At 44.9% G+C, this 24,454-nt stretch carries 19 protein-coding genes; 7 read left to right on the top strand and 12 right to left on the bottom strand.

All coding sequences use genetic code 11. The annotated features are described in order from the left end of the window. Nucleotides 1–346 precede the first annotated feature (346 nt). Nucleotides 347–1,114, top strand: coding sequence for a MipA/OmpV family protein (locus tag ACXACS_RS17510; RefSeq protein ID WP_474808486.1), 768 nt, complete (start codon nucleotides 347–349; stop codon nucleotides 1,112–1,114). 155 nt (nucleotides 1,115–1,269) lie between these two features. On the opposite strand, the gene ACXACS_RS17515 is transcribed toward ACXACS_RS17510, so the two are convergent. From ACXACS_RS17515 to hutC, 4 genes are all read right to left on the bottom strand, one after another. After that, the gene (locus ACXACS_RS17515) at nucleotides 1,270–1,791 is read right to left on the bottom strand and encodes a CreA family protein (RefSeq protein ID WP_474809325.1); all 522 of its coding nucleotides are present in this window, start codon (nucleotides 1,789–1,791) and stop codon (nucleotides 1,270–1,272) included. Nucleotides 1,792–1,881: 90 nt separating this feature from the next. Further along, the gene (gene hutH / locus ACXACS_RS17520) at nucleotides 1,882–3,474 is read right to left on the bottom strand and encodes a histidine ammonia-lyase (protein ID WP_474808488.1); all 1,593 of its coding nucleotides are present in this window, start codon (nucleotides 3,472–3,474) and stop codon (nucleotides 1,882–1,884) included. Between the two features lie 2 nt (nucleotides 3,475–3,476). Next, a complete protein-coding gene (gene hutU, locus ACXACS_RS17525; RefSeq protein ID WP_474808491.1) occupies nucleotides 3,477–5,231 on the bottom strand; it encodes a urocanate hydratase in 1,755 nt (584 codons plus the stop codon). A 100-nt stretch (nucleotides 5,232–5,331) separates the two neighbouring features. Next, complete coding sequence (gene hutC, locus ACXACS_RS17530) at nucleotides 5,332–6,054, bottom strand: histidine utilization repressor (protein WP_474808493.1); 723 nt, start codon at nucleotides 6,052–6,054, stop codon at nucleotides 5,332–5,334. Nucleotides 6,055–6,219: 165 nt separating this feature from the next. Here hutC and hutI point away from each other — a divergent pair, with 165 nt between their 5' ends. Together hutI and hutG are read left to right on the top strand one after the other, a co-directional pair. Further along, complete coding sequence (gene hutI / locus ACXACS_RS17535; RefSeq protein ID WP_474808495.1) at nucleotides 6,220–7,479, top strand: imidazolonepropionase; 1,260 nt, start codon at nucleotides 6,220–6,222, stop codon at nucleotides 7,477–7,479. Further along, nucleotides 7,472–8,440, top strand: a complete 969-nt coding sequence (hutG, locus tag ACXACS_RS17540; protein ID WP_474808497.1) for a formimidoylglutamase — start codon at nucleotides 7,472–7,474, stop codon at nucleotides 8,438–8,440. Before hutI ends, hutG begins: the two co-directional genes overlap by 8 nt. Before the next feature lie 11 nt (nucleotides 8,441–8,451). Here the strand turns inward: hutG and sstT are convergent, their stop codons facing one another. The 4 genes from sstT to ACXACS_RS17560 all read right to left on the bottom strand — a co-directional run bounded on the left by sstT (nucleotide 8,452) and on the right by ACXACS_RS17560 (nucleotide 16,590). Next, nucleotides 8,452–9,672 (bottom strand): serine/threonine transporter SstT, encoded by a 1,221-nt coding sequence (gene sstT, locus ACXACS_RS17545; RefSeq protein WP_474808498.1) that lies wholly within the window; start codon nucleotides 9,670–9,672, stop codon nucleotides 8,452–8,454. Between the two features lie 127 nt (nucleotides 9,673–9,799). Then, nucleotides 9,800–13,537 carry an AAA family ATPase gene (locus tag ACXACS_RS17550; protein WP_474808500.1) on the bottom strand — a complete coding sequence of 1,246 codons (3,738 nt, stop codon included), beginning with the start codon at nucleotides 13,535–13,537 and terminating at the stop codon, nucleotides 9,800–9,802. 4 nt (nucleotides 13,538–13,541) lie between these two features. Continuing rightward, a complete protein-coding gene (sbcD, locus tag ACXACS_RS17555) occupies nucleotides 13,542–15,038 on the bottom strand; it encodes an exonuclease subunit SbcD (protein WP_474808502.1) in 1,497 nt (498 codons plus the stop codon). Nucleotides 15,039–15,297: 259 nt separating this feature from the next. Next, nucleotides 15,298–16,590, bottom strand: coding sequence for a TMEM143 family protein (locus ACXACS_RS17560; RefSeq protein ID WP_474808504.1), 1,293 nt, complete (start codon nucleotides 16,588–16,590; stop codon nucleotides 15,298–15,300). A 208-nt stretch (nucleotides 16,591–16,798) separates the two neighbouring features. Between ACXACS_RS17560 and ACXACS_RS17565 the strand changes: the two genes are divergently transcribed. Continuing rightward, complete coding sequence (locus tag ACXACS_RS17565; protein WP_474808506.1) at nucleotides 16,799–18,097, top strand: methyl-accepting chemotaxis protein; 1,299 nt, start codon at nucleotides 16,799–16,801, stop codon at nucleotides 18,095–18,097. 151 nt (nucleotides 18,098–18,248) lie between these two features. On the opposite strand, the gene ACXACS_RS17570 is transcribed toward ACXACS_RS17565, so the two are convergent. Next, nucleotides 18,249–18,566, bottom strand: a complete 318-nt coding sequence (locus ACXACS_RS17570) for a DUF3718 domain-containing protein (RefSeq protein ID WP_136780592.1) — start codon at nucleotides 18,564–18,566, stop codon at nucleotides 18,249–18,251. A 328-nt stretch (nucleotides 18,567–18,894) separates the two neighbouring features. On the opposite strand from ACXACS_RS17570, the gene ACXACS_RS17575 reads away from it, so the two are divergent. Continuing rightward, entirely contained in the window at nucleotides 18,895–19,512 is a 618-nt protein-coding gene (locus ACXACS_RS17575; protein WP_474808508.1) for a YigZ family protein, read from the top strand. A gap of 135 nt (nucleotides 19,513–19,647) precedes the next feature. Here ACXACS_RS17575 and ACXACS_RS17580 read toward each other — a convergent pair whose 3' ends face one another. The 3 genes from ACXACS_RS17580 to ACXACS_RS17590 form a co-directional block, all read right to left on the bottom strand. Further along, complete coding sequence (locus ACXACS_RS17580) at nucleotides 19,648–20,184, bottom strand: redoxin domain-containing protein (RefSeq protein WP_474808510.1); 537 nt, start codon at nucleotides 20,182–20,184, stop codon at nucleotides 19,648–19,650. Nucleotides 20,185–20,411: 227 nt separating this feature from the next. Continuing rightward, entirely contained in the window at nucleotides 20,412–22,358 is a 1,947-nt protein-coding gene (locus ACXACS_RS17585) for a M1 family metallopeptidase (protein WP_474808512.1), read from the bottom strand. Between the two features lie 272 nt (nucleotides 22,359–22,630). Further along, nucleotides 22,631–23,059, bottom strand: a complete 429-nt coding sequence (locus tag ACXACS_RS17590; RefSeq protein WP_474808514.1) for an organic hydroperoxide resistance protein — start codon at nucleotides 23,057–23,059, stop codon at nucleotides 22,631–22,633. Nucleotides 23,060–23,197: 138 nt separating this feature from the next. Here ACXACS_RS17590 and ACXACS_RS17595 point away from each other — a divergent pair, with 138 nt between their 5' ends. Then, on the top strand, nucleotides 23,198–23,638 hold the full coding sequence (locus ACXACS_RS17595) for a MarR family winged helix-turn-helix transcriptional regulator (protein ID WP_474808516.1): 441 nt from the start codon (nucleotides 23,198–23,200) through the stop codon (nucleotides 23,636–23,638). Between the two features lie 153 nt (nucleotides 23,639–23,791). Further along, nucleotides 23,792–24,448, top strand: coding sequence for a PAQR family membrane homeostasis protein TrhA (trhA, locus tag ACXACS_RS17600; protein WP_474808518.1), 657 nt, complete (start codon nucleotides 23,792–23,794; stop codon nucleotides 24,446–24,448). Nucleotides 24,449–24,454: the final 6 nt, after the last annotated feature.

Raw genomic sequence — 24,454 nt, forward strand, 5'->3', positions numbered from 1 at the left:
TAAACCTCCTCTCAGTGTATTACAAGCAATCTTCCCTATCGATAAAAAGTTACGTTAAGCATTCTCATGCACAGTTTAACTTTCCAAATCACTTTAAATTTACCTGTAACAAACAACCTTCACACTGCTTCCAGTGATTTCTTTTTCTCATGAAAGAAAAGCTAATAATAGAGATGATTACCGCTGCGATTTGTAAACGGGGTTAGTTGGCCTACTCACTACACGCTTTAAAAAATATAGCCCTTTTGGGTTACACCTTTGAATAAGCACTGTATGTGAAGAGCGGGCAAAGAATTGATCGAACCTGAAGTTTAGTCTGTATTGTGATTAAAAAGGAAATTAATTAATGACTCTATTAAAGTGTTTAGGCTCAGTAAGCCTGTCAACATTACTCGTGTTCTCCTCCACCGTTTCTGCACAGCAGTCAGCAAGACCACAACAGCCTCAAGGCTGGATGTGGGGTTTTGGTGTTGCAGCATCTCAAGACGTTTATACCGACTTCGATAACCGCATTGTGCCTATTCCTATTATTGGCTATACAGGTGAAAAGCTTAGGGTTTACGGGCCATTCATAGGCTACGAGTTATACAGAGAAAAGGGCCTCACCCTTGATGCCCAACTTGTGCCGGTATTTGCAGGTTATGAAGAAGATGACAGCGCCGTGTTTACAGGTATGGAAGATAGAGACTTTAGCTATGCGGCTGGCGTTGGCCTCAACTATAATGCGGGCAGCTGGGTATATTCATTATCAACCAATGCGGATATTCTGGGTAAGTTCGACGGCTATCAAGCGTCTGCTCGAATAGGCAAACAGTTTAGAGTAGATAACTTCATGATAGAGCCATCGGTCGGGGTTACCTACCAAGACAGTAATTATGTCGACTACTATTACGGTGTACGTCCCGAGGAAGCTACTGCGTTTCGAAACACATATAACGGCGATAGCGCACTTAATACAGAAGTCCGCATTGCTGTTTCTACCCGCCAGTTTTTAGGCGGTATGACGCGTTTAGAGGTTGGCGCTACTTTCTTTGACGATAGCATTAGCGATAGCCCGCTAACCGACGATGACACCGCATTAAGTGCCATGCTGGTTTACACGCGCTTTTTCTAAGCGATTGCCACCTTCTCACCAAAGATGTGTAAAGTTTCATAGCTGAGCTTCCTTTACTAGTACATAAACGCTATCACGCTTAGCCTTAAAAGCTATGAACATCATTAAAAATGCCCTCACTTTCGAGGGCATTCGCGTTATTTACACATTAGTACTTACGTTGACTTTTTAAAGGCTAGCGTCTCCCACAATGGAACAGTAGAAAGGCTGTGTTTATAGCTGCCTGATGTTTCTTTAGTGCTGTAAGACAGGTAAATCAGCGTTTTTGAATCGGCGTCATAAATTCGTCGAAGCTTCATGTTTTTAAAAAACACGCTTTTAGATTTTTTGAATATCACTTCACCGGAATCTGACTTATCAATAGCCTCTAGCATCTCTTCTGTGATTGGGCCGGTTTGTCTGCACGCAATAGAACTGTCTGATGGATCAGACAAATCTAAATTCGCTTCAATACTTGAAATATGACAGGTAACGCCAGTGACAACAGGGTCTTGAAGCGCATCAATTTTGATGTCTTTTGTGGTAAAGAGCCCAAGTGACACGTCGCCAACTTCGCTATCACTACAGCCTGCTAGCGTAAAAAGCGAAGCAGTGAGTAGCCCAAGTACAGAACCTTTGAAAGCGGTGCTTTTTATTGAAACCTTATTTGAAAAAGCACGGTGTTTTTTGAGCTTCATCCAACGTCCGCTTGTTTTCATACCTTTATCGCCTCTATGCTAATTATAACCTTTTATGTACCTACTCGAATTACCGAGTCTGTGATCATTTTAGCCTAACAGGTTAAGCTGTATTTTATCCATAAGCGCATGCTGTTTTATAAGTTGCTTGGCTTTTTCAATGTCCGGCGCGAAATAGCGATCTTTGTCGTAAAAAGGCACTTGCTTTCTTAGCAACTGCATTAATTCCTGCAGCTTTTCACTCGTTGTTAACGGTTTTCTAAAATCTAAACCTTGGCAGGCCGCTAACCATTCAATGGCTAAAATGCCCGCTACGTTGTCAAAAATGTCTCTTAATCGCCTTGCCGCAAATGTAGCCATAGACACATGATCTTCTTGGTTAGCAGACGTAGGCAAAGAATCGATGGATGCTGGGTGCGCCAAGGTTTTATTTTCACTAGCAAGTGCCGCACAGGTCACCTGCGCAATCATAAACCCTGAGTTTACACCACCGTTTTCAACCAAAAATGGCGGCAAGCCGCTTAAGTGAGTATCTATCATTAGCGACATTCTACGCTCTGACAGTGCGCCAATTTCAGACAGCGCAATAGCCAGCATGTCTGCTGCCATCGCCACCGTTTCCGCATGAAAGTTTCCGCCAGACAAAATATCGCCAGCGGTAGCATCGTCAACATTCGAACCATTACTGCTTTCAACAAAAACTAGCGGGTTATCGCTAACGCCATTTGCTTCAGTCACTAGAATATCTTGGGCGTAGCGCATTTGCTGTAAACAAGCCCCCATTACTTGTGGCTGGCAGCGCAATGAATACGGATCTTGCACTTTTTCACATCTTTGATGTGAATTGCCAATCTCTGAGGTATCTAGCAATGCTCTAAAAGCCGAGGCTACATCGCACTGGCTTTTATGGCCTCGTACTTCGTGAATGCGCGGGTCGAAGGGCACCCGAGAGCCTAACGCGGCTTCAACCGTAAGCGCACCAACACCGATAGCACTATGAAGTGCATTTTCAGTGTAAAATAACCCCTGAAGTGCAAACGCTGTTGATGCCTGTGTACCGTTTAACAGTGCTAAGCCTTCTTTGGGTGCCAGCGCAATTGGCTCCATGCCCGCTATTTCTAATGCTTTAGCCGCACTTATACGTTCTCCTTTGTAGAAGGCTTCACCTTCCCCTAAAAGCACTACACTCATGTGTGCTAAAGGCGCTAAGTCTCCACTAGCCCCTACCGACCCTTTTTCTGGAATGGCTGGATAAACCTGAGCGTTAAATAAAGTAATCAGCGCCTCTATTACGCTCAACCGAATTCCCGAATAACCCCGTGATAGCGAATTAATCTTTAGCAGCATAAGCAAACGCACTGTATCTTCTTGCATAAATTCACCAGTACCGGCCGCATGAGAAAGTACTATACTGCGCTGTAATAATTCCAATTCATCGACATTAATACGGGTATTAGCCAATAACCCAAAGCCGGTATTGATACCATAAACAGTACGATTTTCTTTAATCACGTTAAGCACTGCTTGCTCGGCAGCGTTTATGGCAGGTATCGCATTTTCCACCAGCGACAAGTGAATGTGGTTTCGATGCACTTCTCTTAACTGTTCTAGGGTCAATGTGCCAGGGACCAGCATTAGCTTTTTAATACCTTCTTGCTCAGTGAAAAAAGACGTTTGGGACATAACTACGCCTCCCCGTCTAAGCTTTGGTGTGAGCTATTTTCGAGTGAACTATAATTTGAACCTTCATTGCCAACCCCTTGATTATTAGCCACGGAACTCATCATAGGGAGGTCAAGGTCATGTTTGGCGGCACAATCTTTTGCAATGTCATAGCCAGCATCCGCATGACGCATTACGCCTGTGGCGGGGTCGTTATGAAGTACCCGAGCTATACGTTCGGCCGCTGCATCAGTACCGTCACAAACAATAACCACGCCTGAGTGTTGGCTGAAGCCCATTCCTACACCACCACCATGATGTAGGCTCACCCAAGTCGCACCACCTGCTGTATTTAATAGCGCGTTTAATAACGGCCAGTCCGAAACCGCATCTGAACCATCGAGCATAGCTTCAGTTTCTCTATTTGGTGACGCTACCGAACCAGAGTCGAGATGATCTCGACCGATCACTACCGGTGCGCTTAACTCGCCACTGCGCACCATTTCGTTAAAGGCAAGTCCAAGCTTTTGTCTTTCACCTAGACCAACCCAGCAAATACGCGCAGGCAGGCCCTGGAATTGAATGCGTTCTTTGGCCATATCTAGCCAGTTATGTAGATGCGGATTATCGGGTATAAGCTCTTTAACTTTAGCGTCCGTTTTATAGATATCTTCTGGATCGCCAGATAAAGCTGCCCACCTAAAGGGGCCAATGCCCTGACAGAACAGCGGACGAATGTAGGCGGGTACAAAACCCGGAAAATCAAAAGCATGCTCAACGCCTTCTTCCAGGGCCATTTGTCTAATGTTGTTGCCATAATCGAGTGTTGCCGCACCTGCCAGTTGAAAGCCCAGCATGGCTTTAACCTGTAATGCCATCGACTGCTTCGCTTTTTTAACCACGCAAGCTTCGTCTTTTGTACGCTGCGCTTCAGCTTGATCTAGCGTCCATCCAATCGGCAGATAGCCATTAAGCGGATCGTGAGCACTGGTTTGATCGGTTACGACATCAGGAATGATCCCTTTATCTAGCATATCGGGAAATACCTCAGCAGCATTGCCGAGCAAGCCTATAGAGACTGGTTTGCCGTTTTGTTTGGCTCTCTCTAATAGTTGCATAGCTTCTTCAAGGGATTGGGCTTTTTTATCTAAATAGCCTGTGCGAATTCTGAAATCTATGCGGGTTTCATCAACTTCCACTGCCACCATTGAAAAGCCAGCCATGGTAGCCGCAAGTGGCTGTGCTCCACCCATACCGCCTAAGCCGCCCGTTAAAATCCAGCGCCCATTAGCGTTGCCGTCAAAATGGGTTTTGGCCACGCTCACAAAGGTTTCATACGTGCCTTGCACAATGCCTTGCGAGCCTATGTATATCCACGACCCTGCCGTCATTTGCCCGTACATCATCAAGCCTTCTTTATCCAGCGCGTTAAAGTGCTCCCAGTTAGCCCAGTGCGGAACAAGGTTAGAGTTTGCAATTAATACTCGAGGTGCGTTTTCATGGGTTGGAAATACGCCGACCGGCTTGCCTGACTGGATAAGCAATGTTTCGTCAGTATTTAAGCGCTTAAGCACTTCAACAATTTTGTCGTATGACGCCCAATCTCGGGCCGCTCGCCCAATGCCGCCGTAAACTACCAAGTTTTGTGGATGTTCCGCCACTTCTGGATCTAGGTTATTCATTAACATGCGAAGCGGCGCTTCGGTTTGCCAACTCTTTGCGTTTAACGTACTGCCTCTTGGGGCACGAATTTCTCTTGTAGGGTCGAGGCGTTTCATAAACTTCTCCTAGGCATCTTTTACTGAAACATTTTTGTTATAAGAAGCTGTATCTTTATAAAAGGCGCCTTGAGAGCTAGCGTCTTAGGCGCGTTTACACTTAAAACTCCAAGTGTCCTCCCAGTCGGTATCTACTGCCAGGGTGGAACAACACAGCGTGGCTAACCACAGCGGCTGACCCATTTCCGTTCCCCGTCACCTGGGAAAATGTTCTTCGAGTAATCTTCAGGCACGGCTCTTTAGGCTTTATCAGTAACGCTTGTGCAATATCTTTTTCAACAATTACAGCTTCAACGCTGTGGTCCGCCTGAGAAAGCGGCGCGACTTGATTCAGATAAAAGTTTGCGGTTTGCGCTTTAAAATCCTTATCTAAGTAGTCGTTAATCCAAGCTGGATTAACCCACCTTTCTTCATACTGAACGGGCAAGTTGTTCTCGCAATGCACAATAATGCTGTGAAATACAGTTTCTCCCACATCAACGGCTAGGCGCTGTGAAATAGCATCACTGGCAGGCGCAGTTTCAAGCACCAATATCTCGTTAGTGTATCTATGCCCCCGCCTCTCAATTTCATCGCGAATACTTTTGATTTCTAACATTGAACTCATAGGGCGGCTGTCTGACACAAAAGTGCCTATTCCCTGACTGCGCATTAAGATTCCTTCATCTACCATCTCACTTAACGCACGCCGCGCTGTCATTCGGCTAACACCATGTTGCTGGGCAAGTTGGTTTTCTGAGGGCACCTGACTACCCGGCTTCATTTCACCGCTTTCAATGGCATCCAAAATTGCCGTTTTGATAATCCTGTATCGAGGTTGCATATCGTGGGTTCACAACTAAATTGTTAATAATATGATAACAGCATACTTGTATATACAAGTATGCACAAGTACACTGACTTTTAAAATTGCACTATGTTTCAGTGAAGACACTGGGTAAAACTAGGCAAAGAGCTAGACAGTAGGTGACTTAGGGTTGAGCACATTATGGGTTATCAGTACGACACGCTTATTTACAACGTTCGCATTGCATCTATGCAAAACAATGGGTTGCCTAATGGCGAATTACCTTCACATGCCATTGCCCTAAAGGACGGGAAAATTGCTGCACTAATTCCCTGCGATAACTCATTAAGCGAAGTGCTTAAGCAAGCTAGTAGCGTGATAGATGCCACTACCCTAGTTCCGCAAAATGAAGGTACAACGCCCAAACACCCGTGGCTATTGCCTGGCTTCATCGATTGCCATACGCATCTAGTGTACGGCGGTAACCGCGCTGAAGAGTTTGAGATGCGTTTGCAGGGAGCAAGTTACGTTGACATAGCCCAGCGAGGCGGCGGCATTAAAGGTACAGTGGAAAAAACTCGATGTGCTGATGAGCGCACTTTGCGTAATACCGCGATAAAGCGAGCAAAGCGACTATGCGAAGAAGGCGTTACCACCATTGAGGTGAAATCAGGGTACGGATTGGATTTAGACACTGAAGTGCGCATGTTACGCGTGGCTAAATCCCTTGAGCAGCATCTTCCTGTAAGTATTAAAACTACCTATTTAGGCGCTCACGCCCTGCCCAATGAATTTGCTGACGACTCAGAAGGATATATCGATTTCGTTTGCAACGAGACACTTCCTTACATTGCTTCGCAAAACTTAGCTGACGCCGTTGATGTATTTTGTGAAACTATCGGATTTTCAACTTCACAAACAGAACGGGTGTTTAGCTGCGCACAGCAGCACGGTTTACCCATTAAAGCTCATGTAGAACAGCTTAGCGACAGCAAAGGTGCTGTTTTGGCGGCTAAATACGGTGCACTATCGATAGATCACATCGAATACTTAGCTGACAGTGACATCCCCTTACTTGCCCAAAGTGGTACCGTAGCCGTATTGCTTCCAGGCGCGTTTTATTATCTGAGTGAAGTGCAAAAGCCGCCGGTAAATGCACTTCGGGCCCATAATATTCCAATGGCGATAGCGACAGACTTTAACCCTGGCAGTTCACCGTTAGCCTCTATACTTACCGCGATGAATATGAGTTGCGTGTTGTTTCAGTTAACCCCAGAAGAAGCACTTCGCGGTGCCACGATACACGCGGCGAGCGCACTTGGGCTACATGACCGAGGTGTTATTGAAGCAGGCAAGCTTGCTGACTTAACACTGTGGGATATCGAAACGCCCGCTGAACTTGCTTACTGTATTAATGGTCATCGCCCTATTGCTGTGTTTAAGGAGGGGAAACATGTTTAAGTGGCAAGGCAGAATAGACAGCGAAGATGGTGCTGGTGGAATGCGCTGGCATCAAAAAGTTAACGAAATTGAGGATGGTGAAGATAGCGACTTGACCAACACCACTACTCTTATTGGTTTTGAAAGTGACTTGGGCGTGGCATTTAACAAAGGCCGCGTAGGTGCAGCCGCGGGCCCAAATGCTATTCGCCAAGCACTTGCAAACTTGCCCTGGCACTGGCCAAGCGCAGGATTGGCTGATTTAGGGAATGTTACCGCTAAAGAGAACTTAGCCCAAGCACAAACCCAATATGCCGACGCCATTTGTTATGCGCTCAAGCAACATGATGGATTGGTCATTGGGCTGGGAGGGGGACATGAAATTGCATGGGGTAGCTATCAAGGCGTTTTTAATGCAAGCCCAAAAACGTCTCGTATTGGTATTATTAATTTCGACGCCCATTTTGATTTAAGAAAACCTTCTCCAAACACCAGTTCAGGTACGCCGTTCAGGCAAGTGTATGAGCACTGCCAGTTACACGACACACCGTTTCATTATGCCTGTTTGGGCGTATCGAAAGCAGCCAATACACCAGCACTGTTTGACTTTGCCAACACGTCTAACACGCGCTATTTGACCGACGTAGCATTAAGTGATGAATCGCTTTGTATGCAGCGAATAGATGAGCTGCTATCTCCGATGCTAAAAGACATCGATGAGCTTTACGTCACCATATGTTTAGATGCATTTCCAGCAGCACAAGCACCTGGTGTTAGTGCACCCTGTGCATTGGGGATTTCTCCGGCTCTTGCTATCAACACGCTCCACTTTTTAGCTCAGCACCAAAATACTTACGGGTATCAATGGAGGCTGTGTGACGTTGCGGAAATGAACCCGAATTATGATATTGATAGCCGTACAGCAAAGCTGGCTGCACGGCTAATTTTTGAGGCGGTAGATGCAATAAGCTCGCACACTTAACGATTTAACATTTACTTGCCACCCGCCCTTTCACACGCAGCGGCGGTAAACAAGACATCAGTGGAGCTATTTAGTGCGGTTTCAGCAGAGTCTTGCAATACGCCAACAATAAAGCCCACCGCAACCACCTGCATAGCCACTTCATTCGGTATATTAAACAGGCTACAGGCAAGCGGAATAAGCAATAGCGAACCGCCAGCAACACCTGAACTTCCGCATGCTGATACCGCAGCAATAACACTTAACAGTACAGCAGTAGGGAAATCTACAGAAATACCTAAGGTGTTAACCGCAGCTAGTGTAAGCACCGTGATGGTGATCGCAGCCCCAGCCATATTAATGGTGGCGCCTAACGGAATGGATACCGAGTAGGTATCTTCATCTAGCTTTAAGCGTTTGCACAACGCCATGTTTACCGGAATATTGGCGGCAGAACTACGGGTGAAAAATGCCGTGATACCGCTTTCTTTTAAGCATTTAAACACCAAAGGATACGGATTCTTTTTCGTTGCCAAAAAGACTAACAGCGGGTTGGTCACAAGTGCGATAAATAGCATCGCGCCAATGAGTACCGTTAATAAATGAGAGTAGCCAAGCAAAGCTTCAAAGCCCGTTGTAGCAATGGTATTAGCTACCAAGCCGAAAATACCGAAGGGCGCGAGTTTAATAACAAAACCTACCACGGTTGTTACGCTATCTGCCATATTTTGCAGCAGTGCTTTCGTTGCCTCGCTAGCGTGTCGAAGGCCTAAACCTAGACCTACAGCCCAAGTAAGAATACCGATGTAGTTTCCATTTACTAGCGCATTCACCGGGTTATCCACCATGTTATAAAGTAACGTGGTAAGCACTTCCGACACCCCTTTTGGTGCAGCTTGGCTAATGTCAGAGGTCACTAAACTTAAACTTGTGGGAAAAGCGAAGCTTGCCAATACGGCGGTGAGTGCGGCCAGTAGTGTGCCCAACAGATAAAGCACAAGCACGGGTTTGATAAAAGTTTGCTCGTTTTGCTTGTGGTTGGCAATGGACGCCATGACCAAAACAAAAACTAATAGAGGAGCAATCGCTTTTAGGGCCTTTACGAATAAGCTCCCCAACAGCCCTACTGATTGAGCAGCTGAAGGTGAAAAACTCGCTATCGCAATACCGCATACGATACCAATGATAATTTGCAGTACCAAACTGCCATTCATGTAGCGCTGAAACAGACTAGGGCGTGACGTTGAATCCATAAATGTTGGTCCATTATTATTTTTGACGACGCACCATAAAGTATTACGCCCAACAAATGAACCAGTTTGGTCTTAGTTACTCGCAAATTACCGTGTGCTTGCCGTTTATAAGGGTTTACGCGGTGGGTCACCCCACCGCGTAAGGCTTTTCTAGTGCACTTAAGCCCACACCGTTGCGTTTAATCACTTTAAGCTGAGTAGGAATACGCTCTTTCATGGCTTCAATATGGCTTATCACGCCAATCATCTTTCCGCTGGCATTTAGGTTGTCTAGTGCATCAAGGGCCACATCTAAGGTTTCAGCATCAAGGGTGCCAAAGCCTTCATCCAAAAACAGTGAATCGATACTGGTTTTGTGGCTGACTAGGTCAGATAACGCCAAGGCTAGTGCAAGGCTTACCAAAAAGCTTTCTCCGCCAGACAGGGTCTTGGTGTCTCGCACTACATCACCTTGCCAGGTGTCTAATACACTTAAACCCAACCCTTCGTTTTCTTTTCGCATTAGCTGATAGCGACCGTGCAATTTATCAAGCTGCTGATTTGCAAGCTGCACTAAGTTGTCTAACGTAAGCCCTTGGGCAAACCGTCTGAATTTGTCGCCGCTTGCCGAACCAATTAATGAATGCAGATAAGTAATATCGTCATAATAGGCCTCAAACGCGGCCATCTCATCCACAAGCTGCTGCTGCTTTTCACGGGCTTGATTGTTAGCGCTTAGCTGCTGTTCAATTTGCCCTAAAGAAGATAACAGCGCGTCACGCTGCTGAGCTTGCTGGGTAATTTTCGAATCGAGCCACTGTGCACCGTGCTCTTCTAACTCGCTCTGCCACTGCGCTGCATTAGCATGGGATTTTAGCGATTGTTCGGTAGCTAGCGCGTTTTCTAGCTTTAAGTCCGCTTGTTGTTTTTGCTGAGCTAATCGCTTTTGCAGTTCAAGCAGGGTGTTGCGAGTTTCTTCGTCTAAAAGTGCATTGCTGAACGCTTGCTCATCGGCAAATGGGCTGCTCGTCAACTGACGGTTAAAGTGCTCTGTTGCCTCTGTAAGTGCCAGTTCTTTCTCGTTTAGTTGCTCATTAAGCTGGGCAATTTCGGCCTCTAAACGAGACAAAATAGTGTCCGTTTGTTGCAGGCGAGTTTTGCATTCATTTACATTTCGCTCAGCGTGGTCTTGGGCTTCGCTTGCGTTATTTCTGGTTTCAGCAATATCACCTTCAGGGAATACGGTTTTGCGTGAGTCTCGCAGCGCCTTTAAACTATTATCTAGCTGCACAAGCTCTTCGGATACGCCCTTAAGTTGGTTCTCAGCGCTTTCGATATCACGATTGACCACAAGCAAGGTGCTACTTACCCCTTGCAACTCATCTTTAAGTTTGGCGTGTAGCTGATGATTGTGTTTATAGGTTTTAAGCGCTTCGGCTTTTTCATTTAACCACGTGGCAATTCCATCAATAGACAGGTTGTGAATATCAGCACCGTGCGCCGTCATAGTCTCGCTGAGCGCTAAAATACCATCGTTAACCCCTTTTGTTTTATTCTCTAACTCTGCACTACGTTCGGTAAATTGCTTTTCCAAGGTTTCGCGCTGCTGCAGAGAAACTGCAAGTTCTGACTGCTTGCCTTGTAATGCCTGTTGCGCTTCATTTTTAGCCTGCAAAGCAGCATTTAGAGCTTGCTCGCACTCTTCTAAACGGGTTAATTGGGCACTAATATCATCGAGACGAGTTTTAAACTCCTGGGTAAATTGGGCGACGCTTTGCGATGTATTCATGTCGACGTTTTCAAAGCTTGGTATATCAGCGCTAAGTACGCTTGAGATCTGCTGCCACTTTTCTAACAGCGTATCTCGTTGCCCGCTTGCCTGTTCCAACTGCTTATTAACCTGAGCAAGAGTGAATTCAGTCTGTGCAACGCTTTCTTTTGCTCGCGCCCCTCGCTGCTCAATATCATCTAACTGCTGCTTTAGGCTATCTCGCTTTTGAATAGTTTCAGGTACATCAATAACCACGCTAGACGTGGTGTGCTCGTTTGCCCCACAAACAGGGCATGGCTCGCCATTTTTTAACTGTGCGCGAAGGTGCGCCACTTCAGCATCCAGGGCGATAATCGCTTCTATGTCTTTTAAATTACTACGAACTTGCCTGTAAGCATCAACCAAGGCTTGACGGTCAGATTGCTGCTGAGCTAGTTTCTTCGCTAAGTTTTCCTTTTGCGCACCCAGCGATACTCTGTCTTGCTCTAGTGCTAAATATTGCTGTTGAATATGCCCTATCTGTAACACGTTATCCCAATGATGGAGCTTGGTATCACGCTCTTGCTGAAGGCTTGCTTTGCTGGTTGCATTAGCACTATTAGTATCACTTGGTTTGTCAGATAGCGCGGCCTGAAGTGCCTCTTCGCACTTGGCCACTTGCGCGTTTTTGTCATCGAAGGTCTGCGTTAACGCGCTTAACGACTCATTTGTTTTTGCGATAGCGTCATCTAGGGATGAAAGCGCCTGACGATGATTATTTACGCTTTGTGTCAGTGTTTCTAACTGCTTTTTATCGTGTTCAATATGACGCGCCGTTTCGCTCCAGCCACTTATAAATTCAGCTATGCCGCTAAGTGAGTGATGTTCATGTAAGTAGGTTTCCAGTTCAACAAGCTTGGTCTTGTTATCTGCCGAAGCGTTTTCGATTTCTGTGCGCTTTAGCGTTAGCGCGTTTATTGACTGCCTTAAACGTGCCGCGTTTTCGTTTGCTTTTTGCTGTTCAGTAGTGAGTTGCGCTATTTGGTTATCTAGCGGAACTACCTGCTCATTTATGCGCTTTTCAAGCTTACTGCTTTGTTGCTTTGTAAGAACTAACGCTTGTTCGGCGTTGGTCACTTCTAAACTGAGCTGTGCCTTTTGCGTTTTTACGTCGGGCAACTGGGCTGCTTTCTCTTCAAGTTTTTCTTTATAACGGGTTACATCTTGCTGAAGCCCGTTTCTTTGCAAAAATGGCAGGCGAAGCTTTTCAGCTGGCTCGCTTTGGGTTAGGAGTTCAAGCTCATGCTTTGCCTCATTGATGGCGCTATTCGCAGCCTGCTGTGCTTCACTGGCTTCGTTAATGGCTAGCTCGTTTGTGTTAAACGCATGTTGCCACTGCTGTTGCTTTTGTAACTGAACAAGTGTTTGGTTAGACGTTGCGACTTGGCTCTTGGTTTGTGCTTGCTCTTCTTCAAGCTGGGTAATTTGCTCGTCGCTAAGCAAGGTTACGCCTTCCAGCTTTATCGCAAACTCTTTTTTCTTTTGTTTAGCGTCACTAAATTGCTGATGTACTGCCTGTGATATCTGCCCGTAAATTTCGGTACCGGTTAACTCTTCAAGCAACTCGGCTCGATCGGCCTCGTTAGCATTTAAAAACGCAGCAAAATCCCCTTGCGACAACATCATAGACTTGGTGAAACGAGCAAAATTAAGGCCAGTCAGCTTTTCAATCTCTTCGCTTTTCGGCCTAACTTGGGTAGCCAATACCTTGCCGCTTTCAACTTCGGCCAGCTCAACATCGGCACTTTGCAGGTTACCGTCAACTTTCCCTCTGGCCCGACGCATACTCCAAAACGCACGGTATGCTTTCCCCTTAATATCAAACTCAACCTCCGCCAAACACTCCGCCGTGCCGCGGGTCATGATGTCGTTGTTAGACGTTGAAATTGGCCCCAAGCGAGGGGTTTGGTGATAAAGCGCTAAACAAATGGCATCAAGCAGCGTGGTTTTACCCGCCCCCGTTGGGCCTGTGATAGCAAACAGCCCATTGTCGATAAACGGAGACTGGGTGAAATCTATCTTCCACTCCCCTTTTAGAGCGTTTAGGTTTTTAAGGCGTAAGGTCAATATTCTCATTGTGTTACTCGCCTTTGTTTTCTGTCTTGTTTGCCAATGATGCCTCTACTGGCGCTTCAGCATCTTCATCATTGGTATGCACTCGTTCTAGCGCTTCATTAAACAGCTGCCTTATCCGGTTGATGCGTGAAGCGCTTTTCTCTGTCCCTGCTTCTACCTTTCCTCTGGCGCTTTGGTCATCATCTAGCAGGGTTTCTTGTGCCGACTCACTTGTTGTATTATCTTCTATGCTCTCCAATGCCAAACGCGCTTCAAATACATCGTTTACTGATAGTTCGCTAAGCTGGACGTTTTGCTTTTCCGTTAAGCTATTTACTGTTCGCTTACGCTTGCGTTTCAACTGTAAAATCTCAGCGTTTTTTCCTTCTAACAAGCCCTGAATACGCTGTTGCAAATCAGTTAGGTAGTCTTGTGTTTCAACTTCAATGCATAACCACACAGGATCTTTAGGACTAATGGCGTTATCCGTTGCGCTAAGGGGTTTATTTACCTCGCTAAGGGCTTTATCCACTTCGCTAACGGCATCACCTGTTTGAGAAGAAGCTAGCGCGATGGCTTCGCTTTCATTAATGTCCGCCTCAATCGCTTTTAAATCGCCTTTTATTACTTCCATGGCCTGAAAGCGCGGTACCGGAAGCGTTGAGATAGTTGGCGTTGTGCTTTCAGATTCAAACGAGACTAACACCACTTGTTTTTGTGTGTTTAGTTCATCAAAACTTAGCGGTATTGGCGAGCCTGAATAGCGAATGTGTTCTGTCTTTGCGACTTTCTGTGGCCTGTGAATATGCCCAAGTGCAATATAATCAGCAGGCGGAAATCCCTTGGCGTCAAAGCCTTCAAGGGTGCCAATGTAGATATCGCGCACACTTTCTGACTGACTCACGCCTAAAGCGGTTAAGTGCCCTGTAGCAAGAATAGGAATGGCTGCGCTATTTTCACTCCCCTCTTTTATTCGCTTTTCTTCAATTGAGGCGCGCAGTGACAGGGCTTCATTGTAAAGCTTTCCGTAATGCTGCTTTATCGCGTCGCCCAGCGCTCGGCGCTTGTCAGTGCCGCTTTGTCCTGCCTCACTAACAAGCACATCACGTGGGCGAATGAACGGTACGGCACACAGTACGGCACTGGGCTGCCCCTTGCGATCGTTAAGCGTAATGACTTGTTCACTTAATTCGCCATAGGTACTGGCTATTACGTGGCTATTTAAGTATTTCAGTAGCGCCTTACTTTCGTTTAACACCGACACTGAATCGTGATTTCCTCCCAGCACCACCAATGTGCACTGCATGCCCTGTAGTTCACCGATAAACGCATGGTAGAGCTCTCTGGCGTAGCTAGGCGGCGTGCCCGTGTCAAACACATCACCCGCGACAATAATCGCATCTATTTGATGCACTTCTACTTGTTGAAGAAGCCATTTAAGGAAAGCGGCATGTTCGTTTTTGCGACTTTTCGTAAAAAAACTCTGACCTAAGTGCCAGTCAGACGTATGCAATATTTTCATGTAGAAGTGAACCAGGCTTGTTGCATTGGAGATAAAGATGCGCATTCAGTGCAATGCGGTTGCTGCCAAGGTGTGTACATAGCTCTACACACCTTAAGGCAACTATAGAGATTTTGTGCTTTTATGACAACGGTTTGAAACTTCCGTTGCCGGTCTTATTTTTTTCCTTAGCCTCGTTTATTTAAAACCAAAGGCGTCGCAAAGGATACCAGATGAAATAACCTAGCTTGGGCAATCTGCTAGACGGTACAAGAAACAATCAAACAGGCTGATAAATATTATCCCAGTAGTCATCAAGTATCTTCACAGCATCGTTAAGCGCCCGCGCCACAAAAATATCGCCGTATTGTTCGACTAGTTCCATGTCCACCAGCTTATTAATAGCGTCAGTAACGTCGAAATCGAGCGCACAATCAAGCTCTTTTGAAAAGTAACTTTCTATTACACTATCGAGCGTTGCCAATGTCATTCCACCAGCGGCAATCTCGCGCTCTGCACGCACCGCGCAGAATGCAGCACCACCTTCTACAGACACTTCACTACATTTCAGCAAAAATGTATAAGCCAACAAAGCCTCTTTGCAGTCTTCTTCCTCTGCCGCGTCAATTAACGTATGAAACACGCCAGCGTTATTGTCCAAATTCTTAAAATACAGATTGTCAGACAAGGCCTTCATAAACCGAATTTTTCGGTTTTTAAACTTTGTCCATTCCTTAAAGATAAAGCTGCCGAATACACCCATGCCAATACCAAAAGTTATTAGGCTTTGCTTAGTCAATTCCACTTCTTCGTCTTTAAAGCCAAGCCAAAAGGCCAGAAAAGATGCCATGAGAAGTAGCGATGCGCCTAATTTAGTCACTAGCACCACGGTGCCACCTATTGCCGCCGATGCACTAATGATCAACTTATCTAGCGGACGCATTTTGACTTCGCTATTGGGAAACAGCATCTCCAAGTCTGCTTTAGGTACGTTTTGGAAAAGCTTTACTATGGTGGAACCAGGTTTAAAGGTAACTGGCGTTTGCCCTTTCTCTTTGAAGTAGGCTTCATCTTTAAAAGTGATATAAACAGCCACTTTGTCGTAATTTGTAAACGACACCTGCTTTTTGCGTAGTCCGAAAAAGGTACGTACGGTTTCCGTTTTTACCGACTCGCCCCGTCGATAAAACACCACATCTTCAAAGTCATTGAAACTTACCGCGAGACGCACTTTGAACAAGGATTCCTCATTCATTGCAGCTTCCAAATCATCATCTGTGACTTTCTCAAAATTAGCTGCGTTTAAGAGGCTGGCAAACCCCTTGGCAAACGCTTTTTGGTTCTGTTTGAGTGCCCTTTCATCTGAAGGCTGCAATTCACGTGTGTCTTTATTTGGATCGAAATGGCTATAGCTATTTTTCAGCGCTTCTAGTTGTTCGTGGTACTGGTAATGTATACGGCTGAATAACAGCGTAGAGAGAGTCCGCAAACCTTCGGAATCGTAAAAAAGTAACCCCTCACATAAAGTAGCGACATCATGCTTACGAAAAGGAATAAATCGTTCTAATGGCATCAGGTGGTCTTATCAGTTTTATTAATTCTTGTTCAATGCGGATAGTTACTGCACTGTAATAAAAATACAACCATTCTTGGCGGAATTAAGCCCAATGGATAATACCTAGCTCGTGAAATCCGCTAAATGTTTAAACGAAATATTTCTTCAACAAAGAGCATCTATACTGCGCGCATTTAAAAATATGCATGTAACTTAAGGAGACATTATGTTTGTATCAAGCTCTCGATACAATAATGACATATCGGCTCTTAGGGACGAGAGTCAAGGTTTGCTTGGTACGCTGGATGCGTTTAAAAATAATACGGCTTATGCCATCTACAATACTGATGGACAGTGCACCTATGCCTCTTCAGCATTACTTTCCATTTTGAATTATCCAAACTCCACAGTAGCATCGTTTTCTCATGCCACGATGCGAGTTGAAGGGGTTGAAGCTGAACCCCAATACAAAACGTTTTGGCAACAGCTCGTTAATGGTGGCAGTTTCAGCGGAACGGTTGCAAGAAAATCAGCGCTCGGTGAAACCAAATGGCTTAAAGCAAGCTATGTTACTGCAAATAAAAACGGTAGTGTGGAAGTACACGCTATTTATCACGATATTACTGAACACGAAACGGCGTATTTTGAAGGTAAAGCAGTCACTGATGCGTTAAACAAATCGATGGCGGTTATCGAATTCGAGCCAGACGGCACTATTATCACAGCGAATGACAACTTCACGGCCACAGTCAAATACAGTTTGACTGACATTCAAGGTAAACATCACCGCATGTTCTGCCGCGATAAGTTCTATCAAGAGAACCCCAATTTTTGGGATAACCTTGCTCGAGGCAATTTCTCTTCGGGTCAGTTTGAGCGCGTAGATTCAAACGGTAATGCACTGTGGTTAGAAGCAACCTACAATCCCGTGTTCGACGCTTCAGGTCGAGTAGTGAAAGTGATTAAATTCGCATCTAATATCACCGATGCAGTGAATGAGAAAGATGCCATTGCACAAGCAGCTGAATTAGCAGTATCAACCGCTGAAGAGACTTCACAAATTGCTGCGGATGGCGCCTCTTCTTTGCAGCGTAGCGTAGAAACTTTCGACGCTGCTCTTTCTGAAGTTGAAGAAACCAACCAGCTAATGCATGAACTCAGTGAACAGTCACTTAAGATTGAAACTATTGTGACAACCATTAGTGGTATTGCTGAGCAAACCAATCTGTTAGCACTAAACGCTGCCATTGAAGCAGCACGAGCTGGCGATCAAGGCAGAGGTTTTGCCGTTGTAGCCGATGAAGTAAGACAGCTTGCGCAGCGAACTAGTGACTCTACAGTGGAAATAGAAAGCGTGGTTGCAGAGAACAGAAAGCTTGCTGACAAGTCGACGAAGAAAATGTCAGGCGTAAAAGATAGCGTAGACCAAAACAGTCAGCAAATTGCACAAGTTCAAAGCATAATTGATGAAATTCAAAAAGGCGCATTAAATGTATCAGAAACCGTTTCCGGTATATTGCGTTAAGAGACCTAGATAAAGATTAGAGAGGGCTGTCATTGTACACAGCCCTCTTTTCTTTAACCTGCTCTTCTAAATTTATTGTACTTCTCTAAATTTACTATAATTTGAAGGTATACAAGCACTTAGAGCAATCTTCTGAATTGGCGCTTTCGCTCTATTTAGTGTGAGCTACATTAGCAATGTGCTGCTGTTGAATATTCAGATATTTTTTAATGCTATCTCCATTTTTACCGTACTGGTCTACAAAAGCCGAGACCGTAAGACCATTACAAGTCATCTCTTCTGCTACGTATTTTTTATCTAACGCTGACGCTTTAATCTGGTTGTGAAACTTCCATTTATTTCCAGTTGCAGCCGTTACACAAAGGTTAGACGTTACTGAATCGTCAGTAGGGATGAATTCGACAGAAGCGAGAGCACTTCCAGTGAATAGTGATGCAAGAGCAACAATAGCAATAGTACGTGATTTCATAGCATGATTTCCTTATTGGGACGAAGTTACCTGTTAGTGGCATTACGTCTTAGCCACATTCACAATTAATATTGTTATTACAATCACTACGCCAACTTTAAAAAAACCATTGAACTTAATAACTTAACGACAAACACAACAGAAATCACTTATCTGTAGCGCATGAGAAAAACCACCTTTCAAGATAATTAGCCAAATAGTAGCATTTTTGACCACCCTATTTTTATAGGTGCCTATTGCTATTGAAACAATCCGTTATTTAGCGATAGATTGCTTCATCTGACTGATTAAGCTTAAATAAAAAATGCTCTTGGCTTACAATGTGCCAATGACTTATCCCGTTCCCGCCAAACAGGTTGAAACCCTGTACGAAATTAAGAAAAGCAAGTTCATTGCTTGCGCCGGCTTTGCCAATTCTCGTGAAAGTGCAATGGCACTTTTAGAAAGCGTCAAACAACAATATCCCGACGCCAGACATCACTGCTGGGCTTATGTGTTTGGAAACCCCAATGCGCCCAGTAGTGCAGCTATGGCCGATGACGGCGAACCTAGCGGCACAGCAGGAAAGCCCATATTGAATGTGCTTCAGCACAAAGATATTGGCGATATTATGGTTATTGTTACGCGGTATTTTGGTGGCGTTAAATTAGGTGCAGGAGGCTTGGTTCGCGCGTATTCCGCTGCTGCTCAGCAAGCCATTGACGCTCTTGAAGTAAGACAAGAAATAAAACTAGAACCGGTTTGTGTAGACATTGATTTCAAACATGAGCAGTTCGTCCGTCATTTAGTGGAACAAGCTGATGGCAAAATTGCCAACTGCAGCTATGGAAGCAGTGTTGAAATAGATATTGAGCTGCCCTTAAATGCACTAAGTGACTTTAGAAAGCAGATGACGCCCATTGCTTTTTCCGTATCTGCGGAAAACGAGCAAGCTAAAGAAAATTAAAAGGCCTGAGTCCGATACAATATCGAAATCAGGCCTTGGTTGCCGTTTAAAAAATGAGTCCAACTGTATGGGGTCATTTCATAAACACTAGAGCCTCACTTTTGAACGACATATCACTATTACTGACTCGCAATCTTAGCCTTTAAACGTACCGCGAATAGGATAGTTATTCTCTGGGTTGCGAATAAACTCTAGACCCGATACTAGCTGCTCTAAGTCTGGACGAACGAACGGCGCGTTGGCGATTTCAGCAATGTGAATTTCGTTATCACCGTTAAGCACAAACAACGCGGGCTCTGCGAAATTGTGATCGGTTTCTTTTTCTGAACGGGGCTCAGAAATATATAGACCTAGTTTTTCCATGTCGCTTTGCGACAACCCGTAAGCAATCGGGAAGTTGATAGACAAGTCGTTTAAGTGTTCTTCAAGCTGCTCTTTACTATCGCCGCTTACCGCGACAACATCAATATTGAGCTCACGTAGTCGACCTGTGAAATCTTCAAGTTTGTTTAAGTATTTGGTACAAATCGGGCAGTGCTTGCCACGATAAACAACTACCATCTTCCAGTCACATCCTTCGCCCTTGTCAGCCAGCGATATTGTCTCGCCAGTTGATAACGTCGCTTTTACTTCAGGAAAAGTAGTAGCTGGGTGCATCTTTTGTGTATACATAAAAACTCCTTAACAATTAATTCGAATCCTTCAGCGTGCGGCTAGCAAATAAGCTGCTCAGCTGCACTTTAATTACAGTTAAATGTTGATACGCTCGTCCTAACTTTAAGATCGCCTTTCTGAACAATCGTTCAAATTTTCGTACAAATAATGCGCTTGGTAAAAATAAAAAAGCAGCGCCTAATGCGCTGCTCTACTTGTCACTAACTTAACAGAACGACTGATGATTAATTCACATAGCCTTCATTCGCTTTCACCGTAAGTGGGTGATAGCCCGGTTTAGCTTCTTCAAATGCGCGTTTAGCAAACGCCTTGCCTTCAGGTGTTTTTGATAGCTCGCGATAAAGGGGCTTAACAAGCTTATTGCGCCCTATCGACACCAAGTAGCTATACAAACGATCATAGGCAGGCTGATAGTTATTCTCTACTGCGATCATCAACCAGCTATGAGCAATTTCGTTGTTTTTAGTCGAGGTGAGTGAAAACGCTGAATCTAGCTCAGCAAGCTGAGCTTCGCTTAACGTTTCAGGCATGTTGTTTAGAAAATATAGCCACTCGTGTACAGTCCACTGCGCGGTTTCAATATCCGCCGCTTTCACTTCGCCAGAAAGCCAAGCGCTTCGTGTGTCATCGATTTTAGTGAACGCATCAGATTCTGGCTGTGGCGCTCCCTCGGGAATGCCTGGTTCAAAAATCCACGTTTGGATGCGCTTCGCGTCTAGCTTATCTGGATACTGCTTCAATAACGTATCGTCTAAGTAGGTGATAAATGTATCAGTGGTAATACTCTTAAAGGCAAAGTCTTTGAAGTATTGCATTAAGAACGCGTCAAAGTTCTCTCGACCAATCCTTTGTTCAATTTCACGTAAGAAAAGAGCGCCTTTTTCGTATGGTATGTTGGAGAAAACATCGTCCGGATTACGACCACGAAGATCGATAGCAAGGATTTCATCATTCTCATCTAAAGCTGCAATATCCTTTTCTAAGTCTTGATAACCCAGCACGGCTTCTTTTTTGAAACGATCGTGGCCGTAGATCATCTCCATAATGCGGTAAGTTAGATAAGTCGTGAAGCCTTCGTTTAACCAAAGGTCGCGCCATGTAGCATTGGTGACGGTGTTACCAGACCAGCTATGCGCCAGTTCGTGAGCTATTAACGAGACCAAGCTTTTATCCCCTGCGATAACTGTCGGCGTGATGAACGACAAACGAGGGTTTTCCATACCGCCAAACGGGAACGACGGCGGGAGAATAAGAAGGTCGTAACGGTCCCACTGATAAGGACCATAAGTTTCTTCAGTTACCTCCAACATGGCTTCAGTATCTTCAAATTCTTTTGCGGCGCTTTCAAGAAGTGCGGGCTCTGCATACACACCCGTACGCTCGCCCATGCCTTTAAATTTCAAATCACCTATTGCTAACGCAATAAGATACGAAGGGATAGGTTGCGGCATGGTGAACTCATATTCTCCATCGCGCGCAGTGGTAGGGTCGTTCGACGCACTCATCACCGCCAATAGCGCTTCAGGTGTTTTAATGGTTGCGTCATAAGTTACCCGTACTTGTGGAGAATCTTGAAGCGGAATAAAGCTTCGCGCATGCACTGCTTGTGCTTGAGTGAACAGGAACGGGTGCTTTTTACCCGCAGTTTGCGCAGGCGTTAGCCATTGTACGCCAGACGCGTCGGGCGAGGTTGAATACGCTACCGTCACCGAGTCTGCCGCGCTAGGTAGTGTAATTGTAAGAGGCGTACCTAGATCAGCGTCCGTCTCCCCCATTTCAAAAGGAACGATTTCACCGTCAACGGTTACACTCTTAATATCTAGAGCGCGGGTATCTAGGACCAATGTATTGTTTTCAGGCTCTGTTCGCTTTATATCAAGAGTCACATCACCAACTAGCTGCTGGGTCTCAAAGTTTGCTGTTAGGTTTAGACTGAGATGGGTAACCCGAATCTCATTAGGGTTCGCGAAGGAGTGATAATCTACCCCAGAGGCAATGGCTGCATCGGCGTGATTTTCTACCGAAGCTGTTTTTGCTTCAGTGTTTGAATCTGAGCTTACGCTGACGGCTTGATCATTGTCTGTCTTGGCTGCGTCTACATTGCTGTTATCGCTGCACGCAAACAATATAGGCGCACATACGAACGTAGCCAGTAATCCGTATTTTTTCATATAACTTCCTAAAGGATGATTGATACGATCTCAGTGTATCAATCTGTTATATGACTGGCGACTCTAATTCGAAGAACTGCTATTTACATGCGCTATAATTTAAAACCTTATATTTCTATAACCGTACAGTGAAATTTGATGCATCATTTCAGTATCAATTGCTTTAGCCTAACGCTGGAAACTGCCGCATAGCTTTTAAAGGGTAGCAGTGTTCAACACATATAATTGCGCCCGCTAAGGCGGGCGCAATTGCTGAATCTGCTATTTTATGATTATGCTAAGCTAATATCTACTTCAATGTTGCCACGGGTCGCGTTTGAATATGGGCATACCTGATGGGCAGTATCGACTAAGCTTTGTGCTTGTGCTTTGTCCATATCACCTAGATCAACTGTTAGTTTAACCGCAATAGCAAAGCCTTGCTCGATAGGGCCAATTGAAACGTCGCCCGTTACGCTAATGTCATCAGCTAGCTTAATTTTTTGCGATGCTGCCACATGCTTTAACGCACCAATAAAGCACGCCGAGTAGCCTGCCGCAAACATTTGTTCAGGGTTAGTACCTTCACCACCAGCGCCACTCAGTGCTTTAGGGGTAGACAATTTAAGATCTAAATTACCGTCGCTGGATTTTGCTGTACCTTCGCGACCACCGGTTGCTGTTGCGGTTCCGGTATAAACGACTTGTTGAAGCTTATGCATGTTGCTCTCCTCAATAATGAACTGCTAATTTACTTTGCATGCAAAATAAATTAACACCAAACTCAGTTGCGGATCAAGTATTTTGTATGCAAAATATAAATAGCATTCGGAGACTAGTATCAACAAGGGTTAAGTGTCATGTCAGAATTATTAAAGTTGGAAAATCAACTTTGTCATCGTTTTTATACGCTGTCGAATGCATTCACTCGCGCTTACCGCCCACTTCTTAAAGCGTTAGATATTACCTACCCTCAATATGTAACTTTAATGGCCCTGTGGGAAACCGATAACATCACTATTGCTCAGCTTCTGGACAAAACAGTGATTGACGGTGGTGCCATGTCTTTGATCTTAAAGAAGCTGGAAGAAAAGGGCTTTCTAATTGTTACTAAAGACGAAATCGACAAACGCGTTAAGCGCGTACAGCTTACAAAAATGGGTAAGGAACAGAAAGCCGTAGCAGAAGAAGTGCCCGCGCAAATGCTTTGCAAGTTCAATGGTATGAGTACAGAAGAAAGTCGCACATTAAAACACCTTCTGGATAAATTGGGCGGCTGCTTCGAAAACACCGATTTATAAGTTCCTTTGTAATCTTATCGTCATCAGACTATCGGCGTTTTCTGTTAATATTTTCATATTGAGCGAACAAGTGTGCGCTATAATTGTCATAGATATGCGGAAAGATAAATAAGAGGTGTGCATATTTCTACTGATTGCAAAACAGGAAACGTGATGACAGACGTGAAGGAACAAACAAAAGCTATTTCTGCCAAAGCTTACTCCGTTTTAGAAGAGTGGTTGAATAGTATTACTCACGGCATTGGCTTTATAGCGGCTATCGTGGGTTTAATATTTATGCTGTACCGCGCTGAAGATACATTAGCGCTAACCACAGCCGCCATTTACGGGTCTACCCTAATTCTCGTTTTTTTAAGTTCTACGCTTTATCATGCCATTTCGCACCAAAAAGCTAAGGGGTGGCTTAAGTTATTCGACCACAGTGCAATATATTTATTGATAGCAGGTACTTACACACCATTGTTACTGGTTTCGATTGGTGGCGTCTTAGGTATTACCATGACTGCTATTATTTGGAGCTTAGCGCTAGGTGGCGTCGCGTTTAAACTTATCGCTCAGCACAAGTTTCCAAAAGTGTCGGTAATGACCTACCTATTAATGGGCTGGATTGCTCTAGGCCTAATTTACCCGCTCTATGTTGCCCTGCCAGGCGCTGGACTCTGGTTACTGGTAGCAGGTGGGCTGTGTTTCAGCGTAGGCGTGTGCTTTTACGTGGCAAAAAAGGTAAAGTACACCCATGCAATTTGGCACTTGTTCGTTATTGGCGGATGTAGCTGCCATTACTTTTCTATTTATTACTTTGTCGTTTAACAATAG

The sequence above is a fragment of the Alteromonas sp. AWM4_230 genome (assembly GCF_056158305.1).

Coding starts and splice junctions, on each gene's coding strand:
- ACXACS_RS17585 (WP_474808512.1), bottom strand. CDS start 22,358: ATGAAAAAATACGGATTACTGGCTACGTTCGTATGTGCGCCTATATTG.
- ACXACS_RS17580 (WP_474808510.1), bottom strand. CDS start 20,184: ATGTATACACAAAAGATGCACCCAGCTACTACTTTTCCTGAAGTAAAA.
- ACXACS_RS17565 (WP_474808506.1), top strand. CDS start 16,799: ATGTTTGTATCAAGCTCTCGATACAATAATGACATATCGGCTCTTAGG.
- ACXACS_RS17570 (WP_136780592.1), bottom strand. CDS start 18,566: ATGAAATCACGTACTATTGCTATTGTTGCTCTTGCATCACTATTCACT.
- ACXACS_RS17515 (WP_474809325.1), bottom strand. CDS start 1,791: ATGAAGCTCAAAAAACACCGTGCTTTTTCAAATAAGGTTTCAATAAAA.
- hutU (WP_474808491.1), bottom strand. CDS start 5,231: ATGAAACGCCTCGACCCTACAAGAGAAATTCGTGCCCCAAGAGGCAGT.
- ACXACS_RS17550 (WP_474808500.1), bottom strand. CDS start 13,537: ATGAGAATATTGACCTTACGCCTTAAAAACCTAAACGCTCTAAAAGGG.
- sstT (WP_474808498.1), bottom strand. CDS start 9,672: ATGGATTCAACGTCACGCCCTAGTCTGTTTCAGCGCTACATGAATGGC.
- ACXACS_RS17560 (WP_474808504.1), bottom strand. CDS start 16,590: ATGCCATTAGAACGATTTATTCCTTTTCGTAAGCATGATGTCGCTACT.
- hutG (WP_474808497.1), top strand. CDS start 7,472: ATGTTTAAGTGGCAAGGCAGAATAGACAGCGAAGATGGTGCTGGTGGA.
- hutH (WP_474808488.1), bottom strand. CDS start 3,474: ATGTCCCAAACGTCTTTTTTCACTGAGCAAGAAGGTATTAAAAAGCTA.
- hutC (WP_474808493.1), bottom strand. CDS start 6,054: ATGCAACCTCGATACAGGATTATCAAAACGGCAATTTTGGATGCCATT.
- ACXACS_RS17575 (WP_474808508.1), top strand. CDS start 18,895: ATGACTTATCCCGTTCCCGCCAAACAGGTTGAAACCCTGTACGAAATT.
- trhA (WP_474808518.1), top strand. CDS start 23,792: ATGACAGACGTGAAGGAACAAACAAAAGCTATTTCTGCCAAAGCTTAC.
- hutI (WP_474808495.1), top strand. CDS start 6,220: ATGGGTTATCAGTACGACACGCTTATTTACAACGTTCGCATTGCATCT.
- ACXACS_RS17595 (WP_474808516.1), top strand. CDS start 23,198: ATGTCAGAATTATTAAAGTTGGAAAATCAACTTTGTCATCGTTTTTAT.
- sbcD (WP_474808502.1), bottom strand. CDS start 15,038: ATGAAAATATTGCATACGTCTGACTGGCACTTAGGTCAGAGTTTTTTT.
- ACXACS_RS17510 (WP_474808486.1), top strand. CDS start 347: ATGACTCTATTAAAGTGTTTAGGCTCAGTAAGCCTGTCAACATTACTC.
- ACXACS_RS17590 (WP_474808514.1), bottom strand. CDS start 23,059: ATGCATAAGCTTCAACAAGTCGTTTATACCGGAACCGCAACAGCAACC.